16 protein-coding genes are annotated in these 16433 nt (G+C 72.2%); 5 read left to right on the forward strand and 11 right to left on the reverse strand.

The window, feature by feature from the left end; genetic code table 11:
- Positions 1-3: 3 nt before the first annotated feature.
- From clsA to IEY87_RS14490, 6 genes are all read right to left on the reverse strand, one after another.
- Entirely contained in the window at positions 4-585 is a 582-nt protein-coding gene (gene clsA / locus IEY87_RS14465; RefSeq protein WP_189139138.1) for a cardiolipin synthase ClsA, read from the reverse strand.
- 168 nt (positions 586-753) lie between these two features.
- Positions 754-1503, reverse strand: coding sequence for a GNAT family N-acetyltransferase (locus IEY87_RS14470; protein ID WP_189139139.1), 750 nt, complete (start codon positions 1501-1503; stop codon positions 754-756).
- A complete protein-coding gene (locus tag IEY87_RS14475) occupies positions 1493-2086 on the reverse strand; it encodes a phosphoribosylanthranilate isomerase (RefSeq protein ID WP_189139140.1) in 594 nt (197 codons plus the stop codon). Before IEY87_RS14475 ends, IEY87_RS14470 begins: the two co-directional genes overlap by 11 nt.
- Positions 2087-2096: 10 nt before the next feature.
- Entirely contained in the window at positions 2097-2522 is a 426-nt protein-coding gene (locus IEY87_RS14480) for a hypothetical protein (protein WP_189139141.1), read from the reverse strand.
- Positions 2523-2587: 65 nt separating this feature from the next.
- Positions 2588-3286, reverse strand: coding sequence for a response regulator (locus tag IEY87_RS14485; RefSeq protein WP_189139142.1), 699 nt, complete (start codon positions 3284-3286; stop codon positions 2588-2590).
- The gene (locus IEY87_RS14490; RefSeq protein ID WP_225277334.1) at positions 3283-4878 is read right to left on the reverse strand and encodes a sensor histidine kinase; all 1596 of its coding nucleotides are present in this window, start codon (positions 4876-4878) and stop codon (positions 3283-3285) included. Before IEY87_RS14490 ends, IEY87_RS14485 begins: the two co-directional genes overlap by 4 nt.
- A 128-nt stretch (positions 4879-5006) precedes the next feature.
- On the opposite strand from IEY87_RS14490, the gene IEY87_RS14495 reads away from it, so the two are divergent.
- A complete protein-coding gene (locus IEY87_RS14495; RefSeq protein WP_189139143.1) occupies positions 5007-5621 on the forward strand; it encodes a class I SAM-dependent methyltransferase in 615 nt (204 codons plus the stop codon).
- On the forward strand, positions 5621-6802 hold the full coding sequence (locus IEY87_RS14500; protein WP_189139144.1) for an acyl-CoA dehydrogenase family protein: 1182 nt from the start codon (positions 5621-5623) through the stop codon (positions 6800-6802). The genes IEY87_RS14495 and IEY87_RS14500 overlap by 1 nt, the downstream gene beginning before the upstream one ends.
- Before the next feature lie 438 nt (positions 6803-7240).
- On the opposite strand, the gene IEY87_RS14505 is transcribed toward IEY87_RS14500, so the two are convergent.
- Together IEY87_RS14505 and IEY87_RS14510 are read right to left on the reverse strand one after the other, a co-directional pair.
- Positions 7241-8155: an alpha/beta hydrolase gene (locus tag IEY87_RS14505; protein WP_189139145.1), complete on the reverse strand. Its 915-nt coding sequence runs from the start codon at positions 8153-8155 to the stop codon at positions 7241-7243.
- Between the two features lie 9 nt (positions 8156-8164).
- A complete protein-coding gene (locus tag IEY87_RS14510) occupies positions 8165-8851 on the reverse strand; it encodes a gamma-glutamyl-gamma-aminobutyrate hydrolase family protein (RefSeq protein ID WP_189139146.1) in 687 nt (228 codons plus the stop codon).
- 536 nt (positions 8852-9387) lie between these two features.
- Here IEY87_RS14510 and IEY87_RS14515 point away from each other — a divergent pair.
- Entirely contained in the window at positions 9388-10455 is a 1068-nt protein-coding gene (locus IEY87_RS14515; RefSeq protein WP_229699334.1) for a globin domain-containing protein, read from the forward strand.
- Positions 10456-10501: 46 nt separating this feature from the next.
- Here IEY87_RS14515 and IEY87_RS14520 read toward each other — a convergent pair whose 3' ends face one another.
- The gene (locus IEY87_RS14520) at positions 10502-11293 is read right to left on the reverse strand and encodes a helix-turn-helix domain-containing protein (RefSeq protein ID WP_189139148.1); all 792 of its coding nucleotides are present in this window, start codon (positions 11291-11293) and stop codon (positions 10502-10504) included.
- Between the two features lie 157 nt (positions 11294-11450).
- Here IEY87_RS14520 and IEY87_RS14525 point away from each other — a divergent pair, with 157 nt between their 5' ends.
- Both IEY87_RS14525 and IEY87_RS14530 read left to right on the forward strand, forming a co-directional pair.
- Positions 11451-12530, forward strand: a complete 1080-nt coding sequence (locus IEY87_RS14525) for a WD40/YVTN/BNR-like repeat-containing protein (protein WP_189139149.1) — start codon at positions 11451-11453, stop codon at positions 12528-12530.
- Positions 12531-12532: 2 nt separating this feature from the next.
- A complete protein-coding gene (locus IEY87_RS14530; protein WP_225277333.1) occupies positions 12533-12841 on the forward strand; it encodes a ubiquitin family protein in 309 nt (102 codons plus the stop codon).
- Between the two features lie 28 nt (positions 12842-12869).
- On the opposite strand, the gene thyX is transcribed toward IEY87_RS14530, so the two are convergent.
- Both thyX and IEY87_RS14540 read right to left on the reverse strand, forming a co-directional pair.
- Entirely contained in the window at positions 12870-13580 is a 711-nt protein-coding gene (gene thyX / locus IEY87_RS14535; RefSeq protein WP_189139150.1) for an FAD-dependent thymidylate synthase, read from the reverse strand.
- A 94-nt stretch (positions 13581-13674) separates the two neighbouring features.
- A complete protein-coding gene (locus IEY87_RS14540; protein ID WP_189139151.1) occupies positions 13675-16317 on the reverse strand; it encodes a M4 family metallopeptidase in 2643 nt (880 codons plus the stop codon).
- Positions 16318-16433 lie beyond the last annotated feature (116 nt).

Raw genomic sequence — 16433 nt, forward strand, 5'->3', positions numbered from 1 at the left:
CGGTCACTCCTTCGTGGTCGCGGTGGTGAGCCGGCGCACCTGTATCGCATACAGCGCACCCGCCCACCAGTACAGGCCAGTTCCCCAGAGCGCGAACGCCCACCCGACAACGCGCGCTATATCGGCATACCACCCCGAGTGGGAGGCAAGGAAGAGCAGGGGGAAGGCGTACATGAGGTTGAACATGGCGGCCTTGCCCAGGAAATGCACTTGAAGCGCCCTATACCCATGCTTACGAAGCACGGGGAAGAAACTCGCGACGAAGAGCTCCCGGCCCAGGATGATCACCACCAGCCACCACGGGATGACCTCCCGCACCAGCAGCGCCGCGATCGTGGCGAACACGTAGAGCTTGTCGGCCGCCGGATCGATGATCCGCCCGAGCTTGCTGACCTGGTTGAACGCCCGGGCGATCTTGCCGTCGAGCCAGTCGGTGAACCCGGCGACCGCCAGGACCGCGATGGCCCACCCGTCCGCCCTCGGCCCCAGAACCAGCCAGAGGAACACGGGCACGCCGAGAAGTCGCAGGAAGCTCAGCAGGTTGGGAACCGTCCAGATTCGGTCCTCGGCGGAAGTTTCACTCACGCAGCAGACCCTACTGCGTGAACTTCCAGCGCAGCGGTGCCGCGTCCGCCCGATCCGGCCACCCGCCGACCAACGCGCTCGGGCCCGTCAGGCCCACGCCCCGACCACACCTGTCAGGTCCGCCGCCCCCACTCCCGGCGTGCCGGTCCCACGCCCCGACGAGACCTGTCAGGTCCTGAGGAAGGTGTGGGTACGGCCGAGCTCGGCGAATCCGAGCCGGGCGTAGAACTCCCTGGGCCAGTCGTCGGCATCGGCGACCAGAAAGATCAGCTCCCTGCCCGCCGCCTCGGCCAGCAGCGACCTTAGCAGCGCGCGGGCGTGGCCTCGGCCCCGGTGGCGCAGGCCGGTGTAGACGTCCTCGATCTGGGCGACGCCGTCGTGCACGTAGAGGTCGGCCCTGGCGGCGAGCTCACCGCCGGTGGCGCGCACGCCGCGGAAGCCGACCAGGTCGGCGCCGCGCAGCCGGGTCTCGACCCGTCTGGCGAGCTGCTCGATCGTCGACTCCGGGGCGTCCGGCAGGCTCTCGCGCCAGTGCCCGCGCAGCACGGGCAGCAGCGTCTCCAGGTCCAGGTGCTCGGCCGCCGGCACGCCTGCGGGCGGGTCGCCGCGGAACGCCATGACGAGGTTGACGGCGGGCTGGTAGCCGGCCGCGGTGAACGCGGGCGTGAGAGCCGCGCCGAGCGCGTCGTCGTCCACCTCGACCAGGCGGTGCGCGCACCCGGCCAGAACCTCGTCGGCCGTCCGCAGCACCGTGGCGGGATCGCCCGCGCCCCACAGGATGAGCTTGTTGTCGTCGTAGGAGCCCGGATAGCGCTCGTCGAGCACGGCGAAGCCGCCGGGCACGTCGACGGCCCGGGGTGTCCTGCGGCGGGCGAACCCCCGCTGGAAGGCGAGCGCGCGGGTGAGCTCAGGCGGCACGGCGGGCCGCTGTGAGGAAGCGGGCGATGAGGGCGGAGTCCTTGACGCCCGGCGCGGTCTCGACCCCGCTGGACACGTCGACCCCCCACGGCCCGGCCGCGGCCACCGCCTCGGCCACGTTGGCCGGGTCCAGGCCGCCCGCGAGCAGCCACCGGCCGGTGGGGCGGCCGCGCACCGCCGCCCAGTCCCACGGCTCCCCCGAGCCGGGGCGCGGCGCGTCGACGATCAGCAGGCTCTCGTCGAAGGCGCCGCAGCGCAGGTCGGCACGCGCGTCGACGGCTCGGACGAGGGTGCGGCCCAGGTCCTTCAGCTCGGTGAAGTCGCCGTGCGGGTGCTTGCCGTGCAGCTGGATGCCGCGCACCCCGGCGGCCAGGGCGGCGGCCCGCACGGTGGCGGGGTCCTCGCCGCGGAAGACGCCGACGGTCAGCACCCGGTCGGGGACCAGGGCGGCGAGCTCGGCCGCGCGCTCCGGGCTCACCTGGCGGGGGCTCGCCGTCAGCACGAACCCGATGGCGTCGGCGCCCGCCTCGACGGCGGCGGCCACGTGCTCGGGCTCGCTCAGCCCGCAGATCTTCACGTACACACCTCCGACCCTAGCGGCGGCGGGAGGCCCCCGGCGACCACGCCCACAGCAGCATCGCGGTGATGAGACCGAACAGGATGACGCCGTTGGGCACGTGCGCGCTGAGCAGCTCCCAGGTGAAGTGCTGGGCCATCCCGACGAGGAACAGCCCGAAGCTGACCAGGGCGGGCCAGCCGGCGCCGCGGCCGGGCCGCCAGACGAGCACGGCGCAGATGATCTGCACCAGCGCGACGAGGTGGACGAGCATCCCGGCCATCACGTGCGCCTCGCCCATCGCGCCGTCGGTGGACACCGACTGGCCGGCGAGCGAGGCCGTCACCACGAGGGTCACCGCCTGGGCGACGATGGCGACGCGCAGGGTGTACAGCAGGCCGGCGGGCACCGGCTTGGCGGGGGCGGTGCCGGGCCGGGCGTCCTGGGGGGCGGTGTCGTACATCGTGGTGGTCCTTCCGGTGGTGCGATGAGGACCAACAGGATCGTCGCCGCGCCCGCCGCCGGTCGTCAGCCTGGCGGGCTATTCGCCGGTCCGCCACGCGGTGGACGCACCGGGCGGAAGGAGGCGTCGACCAGTCCGCTGCGGTGCGCGACCACCGCCGCCTGGATGCGGTTGCGCAGGCCGAGTTTCTCCATCGCGGCCGCGATGTGGGTTTTGACGGTGGTGACGCCGACGTGCAGCCTCTCCGCGATCTCCGCGTTGGACAGGCCGGTGCCCACCAGGGCGAGCACCTCCACCTCCCGCTCGGTGAGCCCGCGGGGGCCGGGCACGGCGGCCCGCTCCTCGGCGTCGAGGAAGCGCTCGACGACGCGGCGCAGCACGGAGGGCGCCAGGAGCTGCTCGCCGGCGTGGGCCCGGCGCACGGCGTCGACCATGCGCTCCGGCTCGTCGTCCTTGACCAGGAAGCCGACGGCGCCGGCGCGCAGGGCGGCGTACACGTTGGCGTCCTCGGCGAACGTGGTCAGCACCACGATCCGGGCGCCGGGCCGGGCGGCGAGCACGCGGCGGATCGCCTCCAGGCCGTCGACCCTGGGCATGCGCAGGTCCATCAGGATGACGTCGGGCAGGTGCCGCTCGGCCAGCCGCACCGCCTCGGCGCCGTCGCCGGCCTCGCCGACCACCTCCATGTCGCTGTTGGCCTGCAACAGCATCCGCACGCCCGCGCGGACCAGGACCTGGTCGTCGGCGATGAGCACACGGATCACGCGGCGCCCCTGGTGGCGGGCAGGCTGGCGGCCAGCAGCCAGCCGCCGTCCTCGACGGGGCCGGCGGTCAGGGTGCCGCCGAGCGCCTTGACCCGCTCGCGCATGCCCGCCAGGCCCCGGCCGGAGGACGGCAGGCGCTCGATGCCGGTGGGCGGGCGGCCGTTGCGGATCTCGACGGCCAGGCCGTCGCCGTCGGAGCAGACGCAGACGCGGACCTTCGTCCCTGGTCCTGCGTGTTTGAGCACGTTCGTGAGGCCTTCCTGGACGATGCGGGCCGCCGAGGTCCGGGCGATGAGCGAGGCGTGGGCGGTGTCAGGGTCGAGGGTCAAGTCCACCACGAGTCCGGCGGCCGCCATCCGCTCGGCCGACTCGCGCACCACGTCGGCGGGGTCGGCGAGCAGGCCGGGCTGGCGGTCAGGGTCGCGCAGCAGGTCGATCAGCCCGCGCAGGTCCTGCAGCACCTGGTGGCCGGTCTCGCGGATGTCGGTCAGCGCGTCGGCGACCGGGCCGTCCGGCGCGGTGTAGCGGGCGGCGCTGGCCCGCAGCACCATGGCGCCGACGTGGTGGGCGACGATGTCGTGCACGTCGCGGGCGATGCGCTCGCGCTCGGCGAGCTGGTCGGCGCGGACCTGCGCCACGGTGAGCCTGGTCGACTCGCTCGCCCGCAGCCGTTCGGCCGCGGTGGCGGCCTGCTTGACGCCGAGGTAGCGGCCGATCGCGACCGGCGTGACCACCAGGGCGCACAGCACGGCGGCGCGGAACGCGGTCACCTCGGTGCCCGGCCCGACGACCGCGACGGCGGCGAGCACGCAGGTGGCGAGATAGGCGAGGGACGTCCAGATCCAGGAGGCCACCCGCATGGCGAACACGCCGAGCGCGATGAGGGTCAGGACCAGGCAGGTGTTGATCGCCTCGGTGAGGTAGGCGTCGGCGGCCACCAGCAGGACGGCCTGGAACAGGAAGACCAGTCCGGGCAGCCGCCTGGAGACGCCGAGCGCCAGGCCGGCCGCCACGGCGAGCAGCCCGATGGTCCAGGCGGGCTGACCTCCGGAATGCCAGCTCGTCCAGGTGCTGAGCACGGTGTGCGCGACCCCGCCCGCGGCCAGGAGCACGTCCGGGGTGATGTCGCGGTGCTCCGGCCGGCCTGCCGATCCGCGCAGGTAGCCGCCGACGATCGCGGGGAACAGGGTGAGGCCGGCGGCGTACAGCCCCGCGTTGAGGGCCACGCCCGGTTCCGCCAGGTTGATCCCGGTGGCGATCCCGGCCACCCCCACGGCGACCGCGAGGGCGCGCCGGCCCGCGCTGTAGGCGGTGACGCCGACCGCCACGAGCAGCAGCATCTGCGCCGTGTTGGAGCTGAACGCCTCGATCTGGTCGGTGAGGACCAGGGCTGCCGACAGCCACAGGGCGGTCGGCAGCGGCCATCGCCGCACGAAACCCATCGGCGCGCCGACCAGTAAGGCCAGCGGCAGGACCGTGAGATGCGGCGGCAGGTCCGCCGTCCGCGCCTGACCGGACATCAGCAGGTCCAGGCCGACGCCGGCCGCGGCGAGGAGCAGATCGAAAGGCACGCCGCGCCAATGCCAACTCATGAGGTAAAGGTATCCAGGTCAAGCCCCGGGACAGTCCTCCGGAAGAGGGATGCCGTCTCCTCCTTGTGGCCGGAGCTCCGCCCCCTGGATGGACGCAGCATCGGATCTTTACCCATACCGTCAATGACATGTCGAACGACAGCGCACTGTTCCTCGGCCAGTTCCTGCGGGCGCCGGCCAGCATCGGCGCCATCGCCCCCAGCTCTCAGCGCCTGGCGGCGGCGGTCTGCGCGCCGGTGCCCGAGCGCGGTGAGCCGACCGTGGTCGAGCTGGGCCCCGGTACGGGCCCGTTCACGCTGGAGATCCAGCGCAGGCTGGGAGAGCGTGGCCATCACCTGGCGGTGGAACTCAACGAGCCGATGGCGAAGATCCTGGCAGCGCGCTTCCCCAAGGTCGACGTGGTGCACGGGGACGCCGCCGAGCTGACCGAGATGCTCGCGGAGCGGGGACTGCGCCAGGCGGACGTGGTGGTCAGCGGCCTGCCGTGGGCGGCCTTCCCCCGGGAGTTGCAGCGCGGGCTGCTGAGCGCGGTCACCTCGGCGATGAATCCGTCGGGCGCCTTCACCACGTTCTCCTACGTGCACGCGATTCCGCTGGCGCGGGCCCGCCGCTTCCGCGCGCTGCTGGCCGACCGGTTCGAGGAGGTCGTGGCCGGGCGGACGGTGTGGCGCAACGCGCCTCCGGCGTTCGTCTTCCACGCACGCCGCCCTCGGCCCGCGACGGATTCTCCTACGATGACGTAATGGACTTCTCCCTCCCCGAGAGCGCCGTCGCGGTGCAGCGCGGCATCGGCGACATCTGCTCCCGGTACGACCTGGACTACTGGCAGCGCTGCGAGAGCGACAAGCGCTGGCCCGAGGAGGTCTGGGCGGAGCTCGGCAAGGGCGGCTGGCTGGGCCTGGCCGTGCCGGAGGAGTACGGCGGCGGCGGGCAGGGCCTGCTGGAGCTCGCCGTGGCCACCGAGACGATCGCGGCCTCGGGCGCGGCGGGCGGTTCGGCTTTCACGTACGTGCTCACGCCCGGATTCGGCGCGCTGACCCTGGCCAGGCACGGCACCGAGGAGCAGCGGGCGGAGCTGCTGCCGCGGCTGGCCACCGGCGAGGTGGAGACCTGCTTCGCGCTGACCGAGCCGGACGCCGGGTCCAACTCACTGGCGATCACCACGTCGGCCCGCCGCGACGGCGGCGACTACGTGATCAACGGCCAGAAGATCTGGATCACCGGGGTGCAGCGGGCCACCTGGATGCTGCTGGTCACCAGGACGATCCCGGCGGCCGAGGCCAAGCCGCGCACCAGCGGGCTGACCGTCTTCCTGGTCAACGTGCCGGAGGCGGTCTCGACCGGGCGGCTGTCCTACCAGCCGATCCCGAAGATGGGCGCCAACACCACCCCGTCCAACATGGTCTTCATCGACGACCTGCGGGTGCCCGCCACCAGCGTGGTCGGGCAGGTCGACGAGGGCGCGGCGGTGCTGTGGGACATCCTCAACCCGGAGCGCATCCTGCTGGCGGCCTCCGCGCTGGGCGGGGCCGAGGTGGCGCTGCGGGTGGGCGTCGCGTACGCCAAGGAGCGCGAGGTGTTCGGCCGCCCGATCGGCGCGAACCAGGCCATCGCGTTCCCGCTGGCCCAGGTCAAGGCCAAGATCGAGCTGGCCCGGCTGATGATCTACAAGGCGGCCTGGTCGTTCGACCGGCGGCTGCCGTGCGGCACCGAGGCCAACATCGCCAAGCTGACGGCCTCGCAGGCGGCGTGGGAGGCGGCCGACGCGGCGTTCCAGACGCACGGCGGCATGGCCTACTCACTGGAATACCCCGTTGCCAGACTGCTCACCGACGCCCGGATCGGGAAGGTCGCACCTGTGACGGAGGAGCTGCTGCTCAACTTCCTCGCGACCCAGGTGCTGGGTCTGCCCCGCAGTTTCTGACCGTCGCCCCTGCCCGCCCGCCGCCCGTCGTCGCCGATCCGCATGCCTCGGCCGGAGGGGAATCCCTCTCGCGCGCCTCCTCGGCCTCGGCCTGGTTCACCTACCTCCGCATGGGAGGGTGAGCGACCTCCTCTGTGTTCGGGTGGCCGGCCGGGCGTCGTCGGGCCGCTGCTTCGTCCCCCGGGGCAGCGTTCTCGGCCTCGGCTGACAGGCCCGCCGCGTGCGCGTGCCGGCGCCCTTGGTGACCAGCCACTTCTTTGTCGTGCATGGGTTTGCGCCTACCCTCGGCACGCGGGTGAAACCACCGCTCAGCAGAAGGCCGCGGGCCGCTTCTCGCGCGGGCGCGAGGCACGGCGACAGACGCGGCCGGCCGGCCGGCCGGGGCGCAAGGCGGCCGGGGCGCGGGGCGGCCGGGGCGCGGGAAACCCGGCGCTCAGCTCACAGGGACGCCCTGAGCCGCGCCGCGACGTAGTCACGGGCCTCGACCGCCTGGTCGAACAGCCTCGGCAGGCCGAAGAAGCTGTGCACCGCCCCTTCGAACCTGCGCACCTCGACGGGCACGCCCGCCTCGGCCAGCCGCTCGCCGTAGCGCTCGCCCTCGTCGCGCAGCACGTCGCAGCCGGCGGTCAGCACGGTGGCCGGCGCCAGGCCGGCCAGTGACGGCAGGCGCAGCGGCGACAGCCGCGGGTCGGCCAGGTCGGCGCCGGCGGCGTACTGCCGGACGAACCAGGCCATCTCCTCGGCGTCCAGGCCGAACCCCTTGGCGAACTCGGTGTAGCTGGGGGTGTCCTGGCGCGTGTCCAGCACCGGATAGATCAGCACCTGGTGGGCCAGGCGCAGCCCGGCGTCGCGCGCCTGCCAGGCGGCCACGGCGGCGAGGTTGCCGCCCGCGCTGTCGCCGACCAGGGCGATGCTGCCGTTGCTCTGGTAGAAGGCGGGCCGGGCGAAGATGTCGCGCAGCACGGTCCAGGCGTCGTCGGCGGCGGCCGGGAACGGGTGCTCGGGGGCGAGGCGGTAGTCGACGGAGACGACGACCGCGCCGGTGCGGATGGCCAGATCGCGGCCGAGCGCGTCGTTGCGCCGGACGCTGCCGAACACCCAGCCGCCGCCGTGGAAGTAGACGACCACGGGCAGCGGCTCGTCGCCGCGGTCGGCGCGGTAGATGCGCACGGGCACGCCCTCGGCCGTCTCGTCGCGGACGTGCGGCAGTTGCGGCAACGGCCCGCGCTGGGCGGCCAGGCCGTCGTGCGCGCGCATCTCCTGGATCCGCTCCAGGTCCAGCTCGGCCAGGTCGGTGTTCAAGTCCGACGGGTAGTCGGTGAGGTACTCCCGTGCCTGAGGGTGCAGCGGCATGATCGCAGCCTAGCGGGCCGCTTCCACGAGCGCATCGAACAATCCGTTGTCATCCCCGCGCTCGGGATGCCACTGCACGCCCACGGCGAAGCGGTGTCCCTGCAGCTCGATGCCCTCCACGATCTGGTCGTCGGCCCAGGCCACCGCCAGCAGGCCGGTGCCGAGCCGGCGCACCGACTGGGTGTGCGGGGCGACCACCTCGACGTGGTCGCCGACCGCCTTGCCGAGCTTGCTGGACACGCTCACCTGGATGCGGTGCGGGGTCGCGGGCTCGGCGTGCCGGTCGTTCTCCAGCATCTCGGGCAGCCACGGGATCAGGGTGCCGCCCTGGGCGACGTTCAGCAGGTGCATGCCGCGCGAGATGCCCAGGATGGGCACCTCGGCCCGCACCGCCGCCCTGGCCAGCGCCAGCTCGAACCGGTCGCGCTGCGGCTGCGCCGCGGGCACGCGCTCGTCCTGCTCGCCTCCGTAGGCCGCGCCGCCGACCTCGACCCCGCCGGTGAGCACCACGCCCCGCAGCCCGCGTACGTAGTCGTCGACGGCGTGCGGGTTGAGCGGTGGCAGCACCACGGGGGCGCCGCCGGCCCGCTCGACGGCCTTGGCGTAGGCGGGTGGGGACAGCACCGCCTCCCGCACCCAGACATCCCAGCGGGCGGCTTCGAAGTAGGCGGTGATGCCTATCAGCGGTCGGGACATGCGTTCTCCAGGGGGAGCGTTCTCCAGGCGGCAGGGGCGGGTGTCCGTGCCGGCGCCGGTCGGGCAGCCACCCGCCCATCATGACGCACTCCATTTCGGTTATGTCGCTTCTCCCGCAGATCTCCTTCCCCCTGCCTCTCTCGATCCTGGTGTCCGGACCGGCGGGGCGCCCGGGGGAGGGCGGGGTGGGGATGTGGTCGGTAGAAATATTCAGATAAGACCGCTTTCCACGTTGAACGCGAATGCAATTTTTATTCACATTGCCGGATCGAAACGCGCTCAGGCGAATGATGGCGTCGTTACGGACAGTTCAGACGTGCCCGTCATTAGGGCGAATCGGTTGTGAGGCCGGGACGGCGGTGTAACACTGGTTCTCGAGCGACCGGACGTGCCGGGGTCGGCCGGGCGCTCGTCACCCGGAACCGTCAGGGAGGTGGGCCACGACGATCGGAGTTCGATTCCGGTCAAGAGGACGGGTTGGGTATATGTCGATAAATCCGCGTCTGGTAAAAGAAAGTTTCGCCCTCATCGAGCCGGTGGCCGACAAGGCGGCCGCCTACTTCTACGGCCGGCTGTTCGCCGAGAACCCGCATCTGCGCGGGATGTTCCCCCCTGCCCTGGACGTACAGCGGGATCGGCTCTTCGGCGCGCTGACCCGCGTCGTGTGGAGCCTGGACAGTCCGGGCAGCATGACGTCGTTCCTCAGCCAGATGGGCAGGGACCATCGCAAGTACGGGGTGACCGCCGAGCACTACACCGCCATCGGCACGGCCCTGCTGGCCACCATCCGGCGCTTCGCCATCGAGATCTGGAACGACGAGATCGAGGCCGCGTGGGTGTCGGCCTACACCGCGGCGGCCAACATCATGATCGAGTCCGCCGAGGCCGACGCGGGCGTCTCCCCCGCGTGGTGGCTGGCGGAGGTCGTCGAGCACCGGCGCCCGCACGACGACATCGCGGTCATCACCCTGCGCCCCACGCAGCCGCTGCCGTACACGGCCGGTCAGTACGTCAACGTGCAGGTCTCGCGCTGGCCGCGGGTGTGGCGGACGTTCTCCATCGCGAACGCGCCGCGTGCGGACCACTCGATCCGGCTGCACGTGCGCTCGGTCCCCGGCGGGTGGGTCTCCGGCACCCTGATCAGGGACACCCGCGTCGGCGACACGCTCATGCTCGGGCCGCCGATGGGCACCATGGCGGCACCGGAGGACAACCCCCGCGACCTGCTGTTCGTGGCGGGCGGGACCGGGCTCGCGCCGCTGAAGGCGATCATCGAGCAGGTCATCGCCTCCGGCCACCGGCCCGGCATCCACCTGCTGTACGGCGCGCGCACCTCGGCCGAGCTGTACGACCTGCCGGACCTCATCCGGATGGAGTCGTCCTTCCCCTGGCTGCAGGTGCTGCCCGTGGTCTCGGACGAGCCCGCCTACGACGGCAGGCGCGGCCGTCTTCCGGAGGTGACGCAGCGGCTGCGCTCCTGGGCCGAGCACGAGGTGTACGTGTGCGGGCCGGCCGCCATGGTCGACGAGACGGTCTCCCGCCTGCAGGCCGACGGCGTGCCGCTGTCGCGCATCCACCGCGACGTCGTGCACTCCGAGCGGTGACCGGAGAGCGGTGACCAAAAGGGGTGACCGAAAGCGGTGACCGGGCTCAGCCGAAGGCGGCGGCGGTCTCCTCGTCGTTGGGCCAGAACATCTCGATGGCCAGCTCGGAGACCGTCACGTCCACGGGCGAGCCGAACGTGGCGAGGGTGGTGAACATCGACAGGATCGTGGCGCCGTGCCTGATCCGCAACGGCAGCAGGATGTCGGAGGGACCGGGGACATGCGCCACCTTGAGGTCGACGCCCGGATAGACGTAGCCGGCGAGCTCGTCGTGCAGCTCGGCCAGCCGCCCGTCGCCCGACATCTCCGCCTGCCTGCGCAGCCGGTGCAGCAGGTGGGCCCGCACCTCGGCGAGGTTGACCAGCCTGCCGCCCATCGCGTCGGGGTGCAGCGACAGGCGCATCACGTTGACCGGCTCGCGCAGCAGCTCGGCCGGCACGCCGTCCATGAACAGGGCGGCCGCCGAGTTGGCCGCCACCAGGTTCCATCCGGCGTCCACGACCAGCGCGGGGTACGGCTCGCAGCCGGCCAGGATCTTGTCCAGCGCCTCCCGTACCGACCGCAGCCGGGGGTCACGCACCTCGCGCTCGGGGAACACCGGCGCGAACCCGGCGGCGACCAGCAACCTGTTGCGGTGCCGCAGCGGCACCTCCAGCTCCTCGGTCAGCTTGATCACCATCTCCCGGCTCGGCCGGGCGCGGCCGGTCTCCAGGAAGCTGATGTGCCGGGACGACACGTCGGCGTCGATCGCCAGATCGAGCTGACTCACCCGGCGCCGCTGACGCCACGATCGCAACAATCCACCAAAAGTCTCTTCTTGTACGGCAAGCGCTCCCATGGTCAGCCACGTTATCTGTCAGTGGGAAGTGCGACGATTACCTCTCAGGTCATCAGGCGACGGCGGCCGGCGTGCCGAATGCGATGAAACGCCCAGTCCTCGGCGGTGCCGGCCACCGCGTGGCACGATGGCCGGAAGCGAACATGGGAGCGATGCCATGACTGACGCAATGCTCGCGATCGGCACCCGCAAGGGTCTGTTCCTCGCCCGCTCGTCCGGTGGCGGACCGTTCGAGGTCGAGCCGATCCAGTTCTCCACGGTCGCGGTGCACTCGGTGGCGATCGACACCCGCGGCACCACCCCCCGCCTGCTCGCCGGCATCGAGTACGGCCACTTCGGCCCCTCGGTGATGTACTCCGACGATCTCGGCAAGACCTGGCAGGAGGCCGAGCGGCCGCCCGTCGCCTTCCCCGAGCGGACCGGGACGACCCTGAGCAGGGTCTGGCAGCTCCTCCCCTCCCCGTCGGAGCCGCAGGTGGTCTGGGCAGGGGTGGAGCCGGGCGCGCTGTTCCGGTCACAGGACGGCGGCGTCACCTACGACCTGGTCGAGGGGCTGTGGGAGCACCCGCACCGGCCGCACTGGCAACCGGGCGGCGGCGGGCTCTGCCTGCACACGATCGTCCCGCACCCGTCCGACCCGCAGATCATGGGCGTGGCGGTGTCGACGGGCGGCTTCTACCGCACCGGCGACGGCGGCCGGTCCTGGGAGGCGGCCAACCAGGGCATCCGCGCGCCGTTCATGCCCGAAGGGCAGCAATATCCGGAATACGGCCAGTGCGTGCACAAGGTGGTCATGCACCCGTCCCGCCCCGAGCGGCTGTTCCTGCAGCACCACTTCGGCGTCTACCGCAGCGACGACTTCGGCTCCTCCTGGCAGGACATCGGCTCGCCGCTGCCCTCGGACTTCGGCTTCCCCATCGTGGTCCACCCCACCAGGCCCGACACCGTCTACGTGCTGCCGCTGCACGCCGACCTCGACCGCACCCCGGTCGGGCACCACTACCGCGTCTACCGCAGCGACGACGCCGGCGACACCTGGCAGCCGCTGGACCGGGGCCTGCCCGAGGAGCCGGTGTACGCCTGCGTGCTGCGCGACGCGATGACGGCCGCCGAGGCGGGCGTGTTCTTCGGCACCCGCGACGGCGAGGTCTACGGCTCGCGCGACGACGGCGAGAGCTGGTCGCTGGTGGGCAGGCACCTGCCCGACGTGCTGACCGTGCGCGCGGCGGTGCTGTGAGCATGGCCAAGTCCGTGATGATGGTGGTGTTCGTGCTGCCCAGCTCGCTGCGCCGGTGGGTCAGCGGGCGCACCGAGGTCAAGGTGTTCGCGGTCGGCGCCGACCGCGACTCCCCGCCCACCCTGGGCGCGGCCCTGGATGTGCTGCGCCGCACCCACCCGCTGCTGGAGGAGCGCATCCGCGACGAGTACGGGCGCATCCGGCGGCACATCAGCATGATCGTGTGCGGCGAGAACTCCCGTGGCCTCGGCGGCCTCGACTGTGCGATGCCGCCGGGCGCGGAGGTCTACGTGCTGCCCGCGCTCGCCTGAGCGGCGGGCACGCGGCTCCTCAGGGGGATTAAGGGGCGACTCTGCCGTTGGCGATGAAGGCGGCGTGGGTGAGGGGCATGAGCCCGGCCCAGACCTCCTCCATCCGCTCGGCCACCATCTCGATCTCGCGCTGCGGGAACGACGGCACCCTGGCCTGCTCGTGCTGGGTGCGCAGGGACAGGAAGTGCATGAGCGAGCGGGCGTTGCAGGTGGCGTACATCGTGGAGAACACGCCCACCGGCAGCACCGCGCGCGCCACCTCACGGGCCACGCCCGCCTCCAGCATCTCCTGGTAGGCGGCGTAGGACTGGCGGTAGGCGCCCTCCATCGCCTCGGTGACGAGCTTGTGCTGCTCGGGGGTGCCCTCGGTGAAGACGTAGTGCCCCGGCTTGCCCTGCTGCACCAGCTTGCGCTCCGGGCCGGGCACATAGAAGGCGGACTGGAGCTCGCGGTAGCGGCCGCTCTCCTCGTTGTAGGACCAGCCCACCCGGTGGCGCTGGAACTCGCGGAAGACGAAGATCGGCGCGCTGACGAAGAACGTCATGGAGTTGTGCTCGAACGGGCTGCCGTGCCGGTCGCGCATCAGAAAGTTGATCAGCCCCTTGGAGCGCTCGGGGTCCTTGTCGAGCTCCGCCAGGGACTGCTCGCCCGCCGTGGACACGCGCGCCGCCCACAGCACATCGCGGTCCGAGGCGCTGTGCTTGACCAGCTCCACCGTCACGTCATCCAGAAAACGCACTCGTCGATCCCTCCGTCTGCGAACAGGCCGCCCGCCATCGTACGCCTGCCGCGCCCTGGTCACGGGACGCGGCAGGCAGGTCGGGCGTACCGTCCTAGCAGCGGCGGGCCGGCCGGGTGCGGGTGACGAGGTCGGTGTCGGCCGCGGTGCCGTCGAGCCAGACGACCCGTTCACCGTCCCCGGCGGCGAACAGGAACTGCTCACCCCGGTTGCAGGAGTAACGCTGGAGCGTGCCGCCGTTGAGCGGAACCTGGAACAGCTTGGGCAGGTCGGCGTTGTTCGCCACGGTGAAGTCCGGGATGAGCCCGATGGTCACCGCCGAGTCGCCGGCGTCCATCCAGATGGGGAAGCCCACCTCCGGCCCGTCGGGGACGAGCGCGGTGGCGCCCGTGCCGTCGGCGGCGGCGCGCATGATGCCGTAGGTGCCGTCGTCGTCGGTGTCCACGGCCCAGACCAGGTGCCGCGAGGTCAGGACGGGCACCGCGGACGCGGACGGGCCGTCGCCGGTGGCGGGCACCTCGGGCAGCACGGTCCGGGTGCCGGTGGCCAGGTCGTAGAGGACCGGGGTGCTGTGCGGGACGCCGCCTTCGACCTTCCACCGCAGGTAGGCCAGCTTGCCGCGGTTGAGCGACGGCTGCAGGCCCTGGGCGCCGTCCACGGCGGAGACGCCGACCGGCGCGGCCGTGCCGCGCTTCAGCCAGACCTGGGCCTCGCCGGTGTCCAGGTTCACCTCCTCCCAGGCGAGGTCGTCGCCGGAGACCACCACGGAGGCCACCAGCCGGGCGGTCTCGTGCACGACGGTGGCCGGCGCGCGGCCGTCGAGGGGCCGCGACAGGATCCGGAAGCTGGTCTGCGCGTCGTCGTAGGAGACCCAGACGGCCCGGCGGCCGTCCGTCGCGGGCGCGGTGTTCCACCGGTCGTCGTCCGACAGCCGCACCGCCTTGCCGCCGCTCACCCGCCCGGTGCGGATGGCGGTCGGCCCGGTGGCGTCGAAGGTGGAGTCCACCACCACGTACCTGTCCCCCGCCACGTCGGGCTTGACGAAGGCGTCGGTCAGGCCGTCGATCAGGACGCGGCTGTCGGTGGCGATCCGCCGGTCCCAGCCGGGCTTGATGCCGTGCCGGTCGAAGGCGCGCGCGATCGTGGTCCGGTCGCGGGCCGGCAGCCGGGCCGCGCGGGCGGCGGACTCGACGGCGCGGCGGCCGTCCTCGAAGTCGTCGAGCGGCGTCATGTACTCCGTCAGCGCCTTGTAGACGACCTTGTCGGTCGCGGGACCGCCGAGCTTCTCCCTGACGTCCCACAGGGCGCCGGAGAAGATCGTGGAGTTGGAGTGCACGCCGCCGCCGTCGGAGGCGACGGTGACGCCGAGGTAGTCCTCGGCGGCGTTCCGGTCGTCGTCGAGGTCGCGGGCGGCGCACTCGACGGGCGTGGCGTTCTTGCAGAACCCCTCGCCCAGCAGGCTCGCCTCCGGGTCGGACATGGGGATGCCGAGGGTGTCGACCTCGATGGCGTTGCCGAAGTAGTCGGCCAGGCCCTCGTTCATCGCGCCCGACTGGCCGAGGTAGACCAGGTCGGCGCTGTTGGTGATCACTCCGTGCGTCATCTCGTGCCCGACGACGTCGAGGGCGGCGGCGAAGGAGTGGAAGTCGGGGCCGCCCCCGCCGTAGACCATCTTGGTGCCGTCCCAGAACGCGTTGGCGAACGGCTCGCCGAGGTAGGTGACGTTGACGACGGAGTGCATGGTGCCGCCCTTGCCGTCCAGTCCTTCGCGGCCGAGCCGGCGGTAGTACTCGTACACCTGGCCGGCGCCCCAGTGGGCGTCCACGGCGCCGCTGTCGGTGTGCTGCGGGCCGAAGGCCAGGGTGGATGACTGGGCGAGTTTCGTGCCGTCCGGGACGCCGCTCCCCAGGTAGTCGAAGACGTCGCCGCCGGCGGCGTCGTAGGTGAGGATCTCGCCGGTGGCGCCGTTCCACATCGGGCGGGCCCGGTCGCGCAGCTCGTAGGCGTCGTCGGCGTTCTGGTAGGCGTTGAGCGTGCGCTGCTCGCCGTGCGCGCCCTGGCCGGTCGCCTGTACGGGGCCCTCGAAGTGGAGCCTGTCGACGGCGAACAGCGGGGCGCCGGAGCGGGCGTCGACGTACGCGTCCCGCAGGACGGGCCGCTTGGCGGCGCGGTCGTGGCCCTTGAGCGGGATCCGCCAGGCCAGCACGCCGGTGCCGCGCGGCACCACGACGAGCTCGCCGGCGCCCGCCTCGACGCTCTCGCGGGTGATCCGGTTCTTGGTCAGCAGGGTGCGGGCGAGCTTGCCGGCCGTCTCGGCGGTGACGGTCGGGGTCGGGTCGACGCTCAACTCGGTGTGGAAGCGGCCGCCCGCGCCGGTGACCACCCGCTGCCCGTCCTGGTCGGCGAAGTGGACCAGGTACTGGCCGCCGAACACCGGCAGGTCCCGGTGACGCTGGGCGAACCTGACCGTCACGTCCGCGCCGTCGGTGATCGTCTGGAGGGGGACCAGGTCGTCGGGGTCCAGGTGGTAGCGCGGGTCTTCCAGGTGCGTCTTGGCGGCCTGGACGGGGTCGCCCGCCCGGGCGGGCTCGGCGAGGCCGCTCACCTCGGCGGGGGCCTCGGTGCCGGCGCGGGACTCCACCTGGGGTGGCGGGTCGTCCGCGGCGGCGGTTCCGGGTACGGCGAGCGTGGCGGCTAACGCGGCGATGGCCGTGAGAATGCTGGGACGCCAGGACACGACACCTCCTGGTGTGGCGTAGGAGTACTGGCGCCCCGATCATGACAGCCGACTTGACTGGCAGACAAATCACAATTTGACTACCAATGTACGGAAATAGCAATTTCCATCCGTAC

This window comes from Nonomuraea glycinis, from assembly GCF_014646515.1.
GTDB classification, from domain to species: Bacteria; Actinomycetota; Actinomycetes; order Streptosporangiales; family Streptosporangiaceae; genus Nonomuraea; species Nonomuraea glycinis.